This is a genomic window from Pseudomonas sp. SJZ074, from assembly GCF_007828215.1.
Lineage (GTDB): Bacteria > Pseudomonadota > Gammaproteobacteria > Pseudomonadales > Pseudomonadaceae > Aquipseudomonas.
The window spans coordinates 273,582-286,871 of sequence record NZ_VIUE01000002.1 but is presented as its reverse complement, the minus strand read 5'-3'; the positions used below and the strand labels follow the sequence as shown (position 1 = coordinate 286,871).

The window sequence follows — 13,290 nt, the reverse complement described above, 5'->3', positions numbered from 1 at the left end:
TCGGAAAAACAAAATGAAGAACTCGATCCAGCACATCCGCGCCTTCCTGGCCGTGGCGCACACCGGCAACTTTGCCAAGGCCGCTGCGGCGCTGAACCTCTCGCCTTCGGCCCTGACCGTGCAGATCCAGCAATTGGAAGATTGGCTCGGCGTCGCGCTGCTCGAACGCAGCCCACGTCACGTGACCCTGACCAGTGCCGGACAGAACAACCTGCTGCCAATGGAAAAGCTGTTGCTGGACCTGGACAACATCGTCAGCGCCTCCCGGGACCTGGCGGCGTTGCGTCGGGGCGTCGTCACCATCGCCGCCCTGCCCTCGCTCTGCGCCGGTGCGCTACCGCCGCTGTTGAAACAATTTCGTGAGCAGTTCCCAGGGATAGAGGTGCGCCTGCGGGACGTGGTGGCGCGTCGAATCGATACACTGGTGCGCGACGGCGAGGTGGACTTCGGCCTCGGCGTTCGAGCACGGACGAGCCATGGGTTGGAATTTCAGTCGGTGTTGGAAGATCGGCTATGTCTGTTCATTCCAGCCGATCACCGCCTGGCCAGTCGACGCAAGGTCAAGCTAAGCGAGCTGACGACACAGCCGATCATTCTCACTGGGCGCGACAGCAGCGTTCGAGAGCTGGTGGAGCAACTGTTCGCCGACGCCAACCTTGCCTTGTCGCCTGGCCTCGAAGCCAATTACATGTCGACGGTCCTGGCGCTGGTACGCCAGGGCCTTGGTGTCAGTCTGCTGCCGGAGTCGGCGGACGAAGGTCGGGAGGGACTGGTCAAAATCCCCGTGAATCATCCGGGCGTAACCCGCCAGATCGGCTTGATCTTCCGCCAGGGCCAGACGATGGCACCGGCAGCCGAACAGTTCATCAAGATGTCCAAAGTTTTTTTTGAGGCGATGTCAAGAGCCTGAGCGGCATGGCTTCAGGTCCGGAACTGGGCAACAGCCTCCTGCAGCTCGTGTTCCAGCCCGGCCAAGTCTTCACAGGCCAGGACCACCTGCTGATTCACCCCGACACAATGCTCGGCCTCATTGCGCACCTGCATGACGTTGCGGCTGACCTCCTCGGCGACGATGCTCTGCTGCTCGGCGCTGGCGGCGTTCTGCTGGTTCATCTGCTCGATCAGTGACACCGCTCCGGTGATGCCAACCAAGGCTGTGCTCACCTGATCGGCCAGCGACACAGTGTCGATCATCAGGCGGCCACAACCCTGGATCTGCCCGACGCTCTGCTGCGAAAGACGTTGCAGTCCGACGATCAGCGTCTCGATCTCGCTGGTCGAGGCCTGGGTTCGCCGCGCCAATACCCGCACCTCATCGGCGACCACGGCAAAGCCACGGCCCTGCTCTCCCGCCCGAGCGGCTTCGATGGCTGCATTGAGTGCCAGCAGGTTGGTTTGCTCGGCAATGGACGCGATTACGTCGGCCACCGTGCCGATGGTTTCGACCTGCCGCTGCAAGGACTCGATGGCCTGTTCGGAAAGAGTCATTTCCGCTGCCAGACGATGAATCTGTTGGCTTGCCATCTGCACCACTTGCTCGCCATTGCGTGCCTGGTGGTCGGCCTCGCCGGCGGCCTGGGAGGCCTGTTCGGCATTTTGCGCTACTTGCGCGACTGTGCTGCTCATTTGCTGCATGGCCGTGGCCGCGTGTTCGGTCTCGACCCTTTGGCGTTGCGCCGCCCCGCTACTTTGCGCGCTCGCGGTGTTCAGGGTCCGGGTCGTTTGCCCCAGTCCCTCGACGCTCAGCCCGATACGCGCCACCAGTCGTCGCAGATTGGTCGTCATCTCTGCAACTGCCACCATCAACTGACCCAGCTCGTCCCGGCGCATCGTCATGCCTTCGGCAGCCTCACTCAGATCGCCCTGGGCGATGCGCCGCGCAATCTGCAGCGCCTGGCGCAGAGGCGCGACGATCAGATGGCGGATAACCAGCGATGCCAACAACGCCAGGACCACGATAATCACTGCTCCCACTGCTTGCAGACGCATCATCGAACGGCCCCGCTCGCTCATCTGCAATTGCCGGTCGGCGGCGGCTTGTTCGACCTGGGTCAGCACAGCCTGGGCCTGAGCGTCCATCTGCGTGGCCGTCTGCTTGCTCAGCGCTCGACTGTCTCGATAGCGCTGGAATGCCTTGCGATATTCGACCAGCGCCGTCCGAGCCGCTGCCAGGGATTCTTCGGAGTTCTCGTCCACCCGGCCTTGAAGCAGTTCCAGCGCGTCACTCATTTCCTCCACTGACTCGGTCCAGCCTTGGAGCGCCTGCGCTGCGCCCTCCTCTACATAGAGAAACTCCCGGTTGCGGGTGACCAGCAGTTTTCGCTGCAACGCCGAGGCCTGTTCCGCGAGGCTCAGTGGATCGCCTTCCAGGGCCTGGCCGCTGTTCAATACGCCACGAACCTGGTCGTACATATCCAGTTCGACAGCCTCGAACTGCAGGCGGGCCTGTTCCGCCTGTTCCTGCATATGGCCCAATGCATCCGCCGCCAGGCGCCGATGATCGATGAAGTGTGCGAATTGGCCTTCATAGCCATCGACGGATTGCTGCATAGCGGTCAGTACCGGCACATCCTTGTTCGATGCGCCCGTCTCCACTTTCTGCAGTTGAGCATCCAGCGCCTGGATCAGCTCCCGCACCTGGCGCATTGCCGAAGGGGTGGGATCGAGCGCGTAGGCTTTTTCCGCATTGCGCATCTGCAGCGTTAGACGATTGATCTCCACCATGTCACCGACCTGCCGGCCGTGTTCAAGGAGGCTGGCGGTGGCATACAAGCCCTGGGCGATGGCGGCCACCGCGAGCAAGGAAACCAGGCCGAAGCCGAGCAGCAGCTTCTGCCCCACCGAACAGTCGGCGAGCAGCCGGGCCGTTTTCTTCAGCATGCTTCTACCGCTCCTCGACCGCCTGCAACACGCCGCACGCCTCAGGCTTTTTTGCAAACAACCTCTGCGGCAACAGGAAGTAAGCCAGCGCCGGCAACAGGATCAAGGCGCCGAGCATGTTCACCAGGAACATGAACGCCAGCAGGATGCCCATGTCGGCCTGGAACTTGATCGGTGACCAGGCCCAGGTCGCTACGGCGATGGCCAGGGTAATGCCGGTCAGCAGCACCACCTTGCCGGTGAACAGCAAGGCGCGGTAATACGCCTCGGACAGCGAGGCACCGGCACGCATGTGCGCCAGGATGATGCTCAACACGTAGAGCGCGTAATCGACGCCGATGCCCACACCGAGGGCGATCACCGGCAAGGTGGCCACCTTGACGCCCATGCCGAGGCCGACCATCAGCGCTTCGCACAGAATCGAAGTGAGTACCAGCGGCAGCACCGCCGCCAGTACCGCGCGCCAGGAACGAAAGGTCACCCAGCACAGCAGGATCACCGCGCCGTAGACCCAGAACAGCATCTCGTGCATGGCCTTCTTCACCACGATGTTGGTCGCCGCCTCGATCCCGGCGCTGCCGGCAGCCAGCATGAACTTCACTTCTGGCAGTTTCTGTTGGGCGATGAACGCTTCGCTGGTCTGCACGACCCGTTCCAGCGTGTCGGCCTTGTGGTCGGCCAGGTACACGTAGAGCGAAAGCAGCGAACAACCCTGGTTGAACAGTTCACGCGGTGCCCGAGTCTGCACGGCGCCCAGGGCACCGTCGTTGGGGATCAACTCGTACCACTTGAAGTTACCCTCGTTGTAACCGGCGGCGGCAACTTTACTCATGGCGGCCATGGAGTTGGTGGATTCCACGCCTGGCAGCTGCTCCAGCTGCCAGGCCAGCGAGTCGACTGCGGCCAGGGTCGGATAGCGGGTGCACTGGTCCTCCGGGGTTTTCACCATGACCACAAAGATGTCCGAACTGGCCGCGTAGTTTTGCGTCATGAACGCCGCATCACGGTTGTAGCGCGAGTCTGGACGCAGCTCCGGGGCGCCGGGATCCAGATCGCCGATCTTCAGGTGCAGGCTGACGGCGAATCCACCAGCCGCCAGGGCCAGGCCGAACAGGCAGGCGGCAATGGCCCAGGAGCGCCGGGTAAACAGGTCGAGAAAGCTCCACAACGGATGCTTGGTGTTCGCGCTCAACTCGGCGGTTTCCGCGCGCAAGCTGCGGGCAGCGGCCTTGGCACCAACGCCGATGTAGCTGAGCAGGATCGGTAGCAGGATCAGGTTGGTGAAGATCAGCACCGCCACGCCAATACTCGCGGTGATCGCCAGGTCCTGGATCACCTGGATCTTGATTACGATCAGCACGGCGAAACCCACCGCATCGCAGAGCAGCGCGGTCATGCCAGCGGCGAACAGACGGCGGAAGGTGTAGCGTGCGGCGACCACCCGGTGGGTACCACGGCCGATGTCCTGCATGATGCCGTTCATTTTCTGTGCGCCGTGGCTCATGCCGATGGCGAACACCAGGAACGGAACCAGCGCCGAGTACGGGTCCAGGTCGTAGCCAAGGGTGGCGAGCAGGCCGATCTGCCAGAGCACCGCCACCAGGGAACAGAGCACCACCAACGCCGTGCTGCGGGCACAGCGGGTGTACCAGTAGAGCACTGCCACGGTCACCAGCACGGCGACGGCGAAGAACAGCATGACTTGGCCCAGACCGGCGATCAGGTCACCGATGATCTTGGTGAAGCCGGTGATATGAATCTGGATGTGCTCGTTCTGGTATTTGTCGCGCAAGGCTTCCAGTTGCCGGGAAAACTCACCGGCGTCCAGCGCCTTGCCGGTGGCTGGGTTGATTTCCAGCAGCGGCACGAAGATCACGCTGGACTGGAAGTTGCCGGCCACCAATTGGCCGATCTCGCCGGAACGGGCGACGTTGGTCCGCACCTCCTCCAGGCTGGCCGGCGAGCCGTCGTAACTGTCCGGAATCACCGTGCCGCCATCCAGGCCGTCTTCGGTCACGGCAGTCCAGCGCGTAGTCGGCGTCCACAAGGACTTCATGTAGGGTTTGTCGACACCTGGCAGCAGGTAGATCTCGTCGTTGAGCCTGGCAAGGGTATCGAGGTAATCCTTGTCGAAAATAGTGCCCTCCTTGACCGCAACGGCGACGCGGATTGAGTTGCCGAGGCCGCTCAGTTCGCTGCGCTGTTCAAGGAAGTTGGCCACGTAGGGATGGGACGTCGGGATGGTTTTCTCGAAACTGGCGTTGAGGCCGATCTTGCTGGCCTGGTAGCCCAGCACCAGGGTCACCAGCAGGCAGAGCACCATGACCCAGGGCCGATGGTTGAAAATCGCCCGTTCGCCGAGGTTGCCGGAGCGCGGATCGAAATCCTCCAGGCGGGCCATCACCACTTGCTGTTCGAGGGAGGAATTATGGTCGTTCACATCGGACTCCAAATACGGCCGCATGGGCTGTGCAAATAGTGCTCTGGCCAGTAGGTTCAGCGTTGCGCCGAGACAAGGGCTTGATCGAGGCGGGTCAACCCGCCCAGGCCGACGCAGATCACGCTGCCATCCGGGGCGGCCACCAGACCTGCGATCGAGGTGCCGGCCGGGCCGGAAAGATGCCGCAGGCGGCTTCCTCGACCGGAACTGAGCAACAGGTCACCGGCCTGGCTGGCCAGGACCAGCGCCCCATCCTTCAGTTGAGTGCCGGCGGACAAGGCCACTTCCAGGCCGGTTTCGATGCGTCGCCAGCTAGTCCCCTGGTCACCCGACCAGAAGGCATTGCCGCGCAGGCCGAAGGCAATGAGTTCGCCGCTGGCACTGCCTTGCAGACCGAAGAAACTGCCGTCATAGGGCGATTCGAGTGCCTGGAAGCTGCTGCCGTTGTCTTTGGAGCGCAATAACAGGCCCCGCTCGCCGACGATGAACAGTTCGCCCCCCATTGCACGAATGCCGTACAGGTTGAGGCCCTCGGGGTTGTCCACCTGCTGCATCCAGGGTTTCCAGGTCCCACCACCGTCCACGGTATGCAGGATCAGGCCATAGGCACCGATCACATAGCCGTTGCGACGGTCGCTGAAGTACAGATCGAGAAACGGCTTGTCCGGCCCGTCCGCGACCAGACGCTCGGCGTCTTCCACATGCTTGGCATCGCCGCCCTGTTGCGCGGCAACCAGCGCCAACTGTGCCGCAGCGACGCCATCGAGTTGCTTGACCCAGGTTTCGCCACCGTCAGTGCTGTGCAGCACCACGCCCATGTGGCCGACGGCCCAACCCTGCTCGTCATCGACGAACTGCACCGCCGTCAGGCTGACACTGACCGGCACCCTTGCCTGGCGCCAGCTCTGGCCGGAGTCATCGGAAAGCAGGACGATGCCGCGCTCGCCGACCGCCACCAACCGATCGCCTGCGCGAGTCACCGCCAGCAACGCGGCGTGGATGGCCTTGGCACTCTGCAATGCCGCCTGATCGAGCAAGACAATCTGGGGGCTGGCCGTTGTCCAGCCCGACATCAGCAAGACCGTCAGCGCCAGGATCACCGACAACGCCCGCCCGAGTGAAAAGTTACCGTTCATATCCCGCTCCAACCACCACTCAAGAGTTATCCAAACGCAACGCGCCGATGCCAGGGCCCCGGCGCGTTGTGCAACGACTCAACGCGAACTGTCGTTGGCCATGGCGTCAGGCGTGAAGAACGAAGATGGCGGACGCGGGTAGCTCTGGTACTGCACATCCAGGTCGTTGGCCGCTGAGTTCAGGAAGTAGGCGCCGGTCTCCAGGTTGTAGCTGCCCCACGACATCTGTGCGGTGAGCGCCGGCATTTCCGGGGCCAGCAGGGTCAGCGAGTAGTTGGTGCGACCCAGTTTGCCCTGGGCGTCATAGCCATCCACCAGCAACACTTGCCAGGAGTCCTCGTCGACGTAATAGGTGCGTTTTGGCACTACGTGACGCTTACCTTCCTTGAGTGTGGCGTTTACCACCCAGACCCGGTGTTTCTCCCAACGCACCAGATCCGGGTTGAGGAAGTTCGGCTTGACCAGGTCGTCACTTTTAGCCGCGGCCGCACGGTTGTTGTTGTAAGGCACCAGCAGTTCTTTCTTGCCCACCAGCTTGAGGTCGTGACGGTCGGTCGGGCCGAAGACCATGAAGGCCTCATCGAAGAAACCCACCCCCGAGGTAACAAAATCCGGTGTGTCGTAGGCAATGTTCGGCGCACGCCTCACCCGGCGCTGGCCGACCAGGTACTGCCAGGCGGCGCGCTTGCCGGGGTCCATGTCCCAGTGGGTCATCAGACCCTCGCCGGCCTTGGACGATGGCAGCTCCGTGGCCAACTTGCCGATGAGGAACTTGCCCCCGAACGTTTCGAGGCTGCCTTCCTTGAAGTAGTAAGGGTTCTGATACCAAAAGCGTGCCCGGGTGGCCTGGATCTTCTTGCCGCCGGCGGTCATCAGCCAGGTGTCGAACGGCGAGTAGAAGGTGTCGGCCCCTTGCCAGGACAGGCGGTAGTTCCACAACACCTCGGCTCCGTTCTGCGGCAACGGGAACGGAATGCCGCCGTAGGCACCGCTGACCTTTTCCGAGTCCACTTCGAGGGTGGCACGGGTCGCGTTTTTCAACGTGTTGTCATACACCCATTGCGGCGCGGCAGCACTGCGGTGAGTCGGATAGACGTCCAGGCGATACCCCGGGTACTTCTGCAGCAAGGCTTTGGCGCCATCGGACAGCTGGTCGGCGTACTGCGCCATGTTGGTCGCGCTGACCGAGTACAGCGGCTTGTCGGCGGCAAAGGGGTCGGCGCGTTTGTCGCCGTTCTTGTAGCCCGCGGGCGCTGTCGTATAGCCCCCGGTCCACGCCGGAATGCTGCCGTCCTTGTTGCCCGCGCGTTCGGCGCCCATGGGGGTCAGATCGGTATTGAGCCGTGCGGCCTGATCGGGGGAAACCGCCGCCTGCACCATTCCGGCACTCAGCAAGGCAATGGCCAGGGCCGACATACGCAAGGAAAATTGGCTTTGCATAGGGGATGAAACCTCTTATTAGAATGTGGTTTTCACGTACATGGAGACGAAGTCACGGTCGGCCAGCGATTGCGCATAGCTGAAGTTTCCCGCCTCGTTCAGCCCTGCCGCAGCCTTGCCGAAGAAGTTCACGTAGTTGATGCCGAAGTCCCAGCGCTGCAGGTAAGTGGCCTTGAGCCCTACGCTCCAGTCACCGGCGTGGGAGTTGCCGAAACCGCCCTTGCTGACGGCCGAGGAGCGACCATCCAGACCCACGCCGAAACCGACCGGTACGCTCAGGTCGAGACCGTCGGCCACCTGGAAGTAAGCCGGTTCGGCCAATACCCGTAGCGCGGTGGCATCGCGGGTGGTGTTGGGGTCCAGTGCCCCCGGGTTGTCAGTTACGCTGAGGGTGCGGTTCCAGGCCAGTTCGGCAAGCACCGAGCCGCCGTCCCACAACGCGCCGGGCGACAGCAGGTAGATCGTCGACAGGTTGACGTGGGCGGTCTTGCCCTTGGCGTAGAGTGCGTCGCCGCTGTTGTCTGCCGCGGTCCCCGGTGTCACCACCTGCAGGTTGCTCACCAAGGGCGCATTCCAGCGCACCGAAGTCTCGCCAGCGAAGTTGAACGGGCCATAAGCCGTGGAGAAGCTGGCGCCGACGGTCTTGATGTCTTCGGCGTAGACCTGGCGATAGGAACTCAGGATCGGCAGCCCGGTAGCGGCCGCCGCCGCACCGTCCAGGTAGGCATACAGCGCACTCGGGGTCTTGTCGTGGTATTGGGCGGCATAGAAGCCCAGCTCCAGTTCGGTGCCTTCGGGCTTGAAACGCAGTTGCAGGCCGCCCTGCCCCGAGTTCTTGGCCTCGATATCGGAAGCATGGACGGTGGTGTTGCCAAACACCTCGGTCCAGTCCCCTGCCCCTTTGCCGATGCCATCGTTGTCGCTCAGGTAGCTGCCCGCCCCCGGCACGTTGGAACGCTCCCACTCGAACTGGTAATAGGCTCCGACGGACAGCTGCGGGTTGATCTGCAACTGGCCGGACACTTGATTGACCGGGCGCAGAATTTCCTTGAACTGGGTTCCCGGTACGCTGAGCAGCTTGACGACATCGGTGGGTCCTTGGGCGGCAGCGATGCCGTTGCTGCCGTAGAACAGGCTTTCGCCATAGATCAGGCTATGCCGGCCCAGGCGCAGGGTGCCCTGGCTTGCGTCGCCGACATCACCGCGCAGAAACACGAAGGCATCCAGCAGTTCGGCGTCGCGCCCGTGCAGTTCGCGGGTGTCGCTGAGGAAGTGCGGATTCGCGCTGTCGTCGGTGTCCTTGTTATAGATATCGTCATACCAGGCTGCCCCGCTGAGCCGCAGCCCGTAGTTCTCCCTGCTCAGGTCCATTTCACTGAACAGGTCCAGCCGGTTGGAGACCAGGCCGCGACTGAAATTCCTGTCACCCTGCCCCTGGATCGAAGGGTACAAACCACCCGCCGTGGAGGCGTTGGTCAAGTGGTCATCGGCACCTTGCAGGCGCCAGGCCTGGCTGTATTTGATGGTGTTGTCCCAGCGCAGGCGCCAGTCACTGTCGCCCAGATCGATCTGTGCGGCCTGGGCCTGGGAGGCCAGCCCGGCGAGGCACACCGAGAGTGCGAGGGTGGAACGCTTGAAGCCCGGATAGCATCGAGTGTTGTGCATGGTGTTCCTCATTGTTCTTGTTGTTTGGAAACGTGTTGTCTGAAAAGCGACCGGCAATGAGTGGCCCGCAAATACGCAGGTGGTGGTTCCTCGTTCAGATGTAGGTGGACGCCAGGCCGCCATCGACAGGCAGGTTGACGCCATTGATCCACCGGGACTCGTCTGCACTCAGGAAGGCGATGGCAGCCGCCACCTCATCGGCATAGGCCGGACGTTTCATGCGGTGCGCATCGGCCTCGACGCGCTCCTGGCCGAGCATGCTGACGAAATCACCCAAAATGGGCGTGAACACCGGGCCCGGCGCCACGCTGTTCATGCGCACCGAGGTCTGCAGGAACCAGGGCTGGGCCTGCACGTAGTTCCAGACGATCAGGGCTTCTTTGAAATACTGATAGCAACTCTCCTGGGGCACCGGGTGCTGGGCCAGCCAGGCTTGTCCCTGGAAATAACTTTCGGTACGGGCCAGGGCCTTGTGCAGTTCCAACCGCTGCGGCCATTGCGCGCCGAGGATCGAGGCCACGTTGACGATGCTGCCCCCGGCGCGGATCCGCGGCAGCGCCGCCGCGCAAAGGTGGCGCAGGCCGAGATAATTGACTTGGGCCACCAGTTGCGGATCGGCAGTCCCTGGCACCCCGGCGATATTGCACAAGCCGTCGATCTGTTCCGGCAAGCGGCGCACGGCCGCATCGATGGCTTCGGGATGACTGAGATCGGCCTGGACGAACTCATCCAGGCTCAGGTTGGGCTCGTTGCGATCCATGCCGATCACGATCGCTCCATGGGCACGCAGGGTTCGGGCGGTCTCGGCGCCGATGCCCGAGGAGACCCCGGTCACGACAATCCTTTTGCTGGTCAGCTTCATACGGATTTCCCGGTTCGTGCTTGTACTGCCTCCTGCGAGGACGGCAGCCAAGCCATGTTGTTATTGCCGAACTAGTTAAGCTCGGTAACTAGTTGTAGCAAGCGATATGCCATCTCCCGGCAATGACCAGGCGACCGCTCAAACTCGCGGCATACAGAGGTTCTTGATGAAAAACGGCGTGATGCGGGGGAAAACGAGAACCAAAAAAAGTGATGATTTCAGCAAATTCATGCTGCACTATGCGGATTATGATTACTCATATTAAGGATTTCCGATGGCAGACAAGCTGATCTCCCTGGCCGAACTCTCCGGCGGAGTCCGAAAGAAACATGTGCGTGGCGCCAGCGAACAACTGCCTCCCGGCATGGCCCCTACCCTGCAGGATCTGACCGAATGCCTGATGTTCAGCCCGGGCGACGGGCGTATCTGGCTCAACGGCGCACGCATGTTGTTGATGCACAGCAGCGGTGTCGGCGCGCTTCGTCGAGAGATGATCGAAAGCATGGGGCTGGCCCGCGCCCGAGGCATCCTGCTGCGTACCGGCTACCACTGCGGTGCGCGGGATGCGGCACTGATCAAGGAACGCTTCCCCGAGGCTGACTTCCTGGCGCTGTTCGCCGCCGGCCCGATCATCCACGCCATCGAAGGCGCGGTTAAAGTCGAGCCGGTGCATTTCGAATTCGATATGAACCTGGGCACCTATTACGGCGAGTTCCTCTGGCATCATTCCAGCGAGGATGACGAGCACATCGCCCAGTTCGGCATCGGCACCGAACCGGCGTGCTGGATGCAGACCGGCTACGCCACCGGATACACCTCGGCGATGGTCGGTCGCTTGATCCTCTACCGGGAAGTCGAATGCCGTTCCACCGGCTCCAGCATCTGCCGGCTGATCGGTAAACCTGCTGAAGAGTGGGATGATGCGGAAGAAGACCTGGCCGCGCTGAAAGCCGAACCTTTCGTCAGCAGCAGCGGGCGTAGTACGGTACCGCCCAGCCCTGGCGGCAAGGGCGTATTGCCGCCCGGTCCGCTAGCCGATCCGCAACAGACCCAGGACGGCGACATGGTTGGCATCTCCTCGGCCTTCAACGCTGCCTGTCACATGCTGCGCCGAGTCGCTCCGACCCAGGCAACGGTGTTGTTCACCGGTGAATCCGGCGTCGGCAAGGAAATGTTCGCACGTATGCTGCACCGCATCAGCCCGCGGCACGATGCGCCTTTTGTCGCGATCAACTGCGCCGCCATTCCGGAAAACCTGATGGAGTCGGAGTTGTTTGGCGTCGAACGCGGAGCCTTCACCGGGGCCACCCAATCCCGCGCCGGGCGTTTCGAGCGCGCCGATGGCGGCACCCTGTTCCTCGACGAAATCGCCACCCTCAGCCTGGTCGCCCAAGGCAAGCTGCTGCGGGCCTTACAGGAAGGTGAGATCGAGCGGGTCGGCGGCAGCCGTACCTTGAAGGTCGATGTGCGGGTAGTCGCCGCGACCAACGTCGATCTGCGCGCCGCCGCCCAGCGCGGTGAGTTCCGCGAAGACTTGTTCTTCCGCCTGAATGTTTTCCCGATCCATCTGCCACCCCTGCGCGAGCGCAAGGAAGACATCCCGCTACTGATGACCCACTTCCTGCATCGCTTCACCCGCCATCACGGTCGGCAGATCAGCGGCTTCACCCCGCGCACGGCTGACACCCTGCTCGCCTACGACTTTCCGGGCAACATCCGCGAGCTGCAGAACCTGGTGGAGCGCGGCGTGATCAGCGCGCCGGATGGCGGGGCCATCGACCTGGCCCATCTGTTCACCAGCGGCGAACGCCTGGCCCAACCGATGTTTTCCATTGGCACCCGCGGTCAACTGGCGGCCGCCCCGAATGACCCCGCCACCTCTGCGCCTGTCGCGCCGGCCCATGCCAGTAATGACGCGATCCAGGCCCTGTTCGGTGGCAAGGACCTGAGCCGGTTGTCGCTGCAGGAGATCGAGGAAACGATGATCGACCATTGCCTGGCCGAGGTGAAAGGCAATGTTTCCGAGGCGGCGCGGCGTCTTGGGCTGACCCGTGCTCAATTGTCGTATCGGCTGTCGCGGCGGTCGGGGGGGAAATAACGCAAGCTCAAGGCCACAGCAAGTTTCTTCGTCACAGATTATTGGACTGGCCACGCTGGATGAAACAACGCCCAAACATGCCGAGGGCCACGTCGACCCGTTGGCCGATCTGTTCGTCGGACCAGCTCTGCTGCACGCCAAGGGTGAACAACTTGAGCGGTTGCGAGATCAGCAACGCATCGATCAGTTCGACCGCCGGCTCGACATCCTCCTGAACCAGAAGCCCCTTGCCCGCTGCCTTGTCCAACCAACTGCGCAACAGGCCCAGGCATCGCTCGGCGCCTTCCTGGTACCAGATCCTGGCGATGTCGGGTGCGGTCTCACGTCCTTGCACGGCCATCAAGTAGAGCCCCAGCGCCAACGGCGACAAGGTCAGGCGCGCCCAAAGGGTCAGGTACATGCGTAGTTCGCTGAGCAGATTCTCGGCGCAGTCGATACCGCTTTCCAACAACAACTCAAGGGTCGACAGGTCCCGGGCCACCAATTGCGACAGCAGCGCTTCCTTGCTCGTCACCAGTTGATACAAGGTTTTCTTCGAGATGCCGGCGGCGCGGGCGATGGTGTCCATGGTGACGTTGGCGAAGTTGCCGCTGCCGAGTATCTGCGCCGCCGCGTCGAGCAACAGACTCATCTGCTCCTCGCGACTGCGCAGCGGCGGACGACCGCGCCTGACGGCCTGTGGGGTGGTTTCAGGCATGACGGACATGATGCAAGATCCTGGCTAGCGTTAATCAAACAAGCAACATAGTAACCTGTGGCGAGGGGATTT

The 13,290-nt window shown here is 62.5% G+C and carries 9 protein-coding genes and 1 pseudogene; 2 read left to right on the top strand and 8 right to left on the bottom strand.

What is annotated here, in order from left to right; all coding sequences use genetic code 11:
- The first annotated feature begins 13 nt into the window (after positions 1-13).
- Positions 14-910: a LysR family transcriptional regulator gene (locus tag FBX99_RS03585; RefSeq protein ID WP_178111853.1), complete on the top strand. Its 897-nt coding sequence runs from the start codon at positions 14-16 to the stop codon at positions 908-910.
- Positions 911-921: 11 nt separating this feature from the next.
- On the opposite strand, the gene FBX99_RS29475 is transcribed toward FBX99_RS03585, so the two are convergent.
- The 7 genes and pseudogenes from FBX99_RS29475 to FBX99_RS03555 all read right to left on the bottom strand — a co-directional run bounded on the left by FBX99_RS29475 (position 922) and on the right by FBX99_RS03555 (position 10,423).
- Positions 922-1,785, bottom strand: a complete 864-nt coding sequence (locus tag FBX99_RS29475; protein WP_371921388.1) for a methyl-accepting chemotaxis protein — start codon at positions 1,783-1,785, stop codon at positions 922-924.
- Positions 1,780-2,880 (bottom strand): annotated as a pseudogene (locus FBX99_RS29470) (methyl-accepting chemotaxis protein); the annotation flags it as partial. The gene FBX99_RS29475 and the pseudogene FBX99_RS29470, both read right to left, overlap by 6 nt.
- Positions 2,881-2,884: 4 nt before the next feature.
- The gene (locus FBX99_RS03575; RefSeq protein WP_256662459.1) at positions 2,885-5,281 is read right to left on the bottom strand and encodes an RND family transporter; all 2,397 of its coding nucleotides are present in this window, start codon (positions 5,279-5,281) and stop codon (positions 2,885-2,887) included.
- Between the two features lie 95 nt (positions 5,282-5,376).
- A complete protein-coding gene (locus FBX99_RS03570) occupies positions 5,377-6,456 on the bottom strand; it encodes a YCF48-related protein (RefSeq protein ID WP_144922264.1) in 1,080 nt (359 codons plus the stop codon).
- Positions 6,457-6,534: 78 nt separating this feature from the next.
- Entirely contained in the window at positions 6,535-7,872 is a 1,338-nt protein-coding gene (locus FBX99_RS03565; protein ID WP_371921387.1) for a DUF1329 domain-containing protein, read from the bottom strand.
- A 42-nt stretch (positions 7,873-7,914) separates the two neighbouring features.
- On the bottom strand, positions 7,915-9,561 hold the full coding sequence (locus tag FBX99_RS03560; protein ID WP_144922258.1) for a DUF1302 domain-containing protein: 1,647 nt from the start codon (positions 9,559-9,561) through the stop codon (positions 7,915-7,917).
- A 94-nt stretch (positions 9,562-9,655) separates the two neighbouring features.
- Positions 9,656-10,423, bottom strand: coding sequence for a coniferyl-alcohol dehydrogenase (locus FBX99_RS03555; RefSeq protein WP_144922255.1), 768 nt, complete (start codon positions 10,421-10,423; stop codon positions 9,656-9,658).
- 274 nt (positions 10,424-10,697) lie between these two features.
- Between FBX99_RS03555 and FBX99_RS03550 the strand changes: the two genes are divergently transcribed.
- A complete protein-coding gene (locus tag FBX99_RS03550; protein WP_145130635.1) occupies positions 10,698-12,521 on the top strand; it encodes a sigma-54-dependent Fis family transcriptional regulator in 1,824 nt (607 codons plus the stop codon).
- 31 nt (positions 12,522-12,552) lie between these two features.
- Here the strand turns inward: FBX99_RS03550 and FBX99_RS03545 are convergent, their stop codons facing one another.
- On the bottom strand, positions 12,553-13,227 hold the full coding sequence (locus FBX99_RS03545) for a TetR/AcrR family transcriptional regulator (protein ID WP_144922248.1): 675 nt from the start codon (positions 13,225-13,227) through the stop codon (positions 12,553-12,555).
- Positions 13,228-13,290 lie beyond the last annotated feature (63 nt).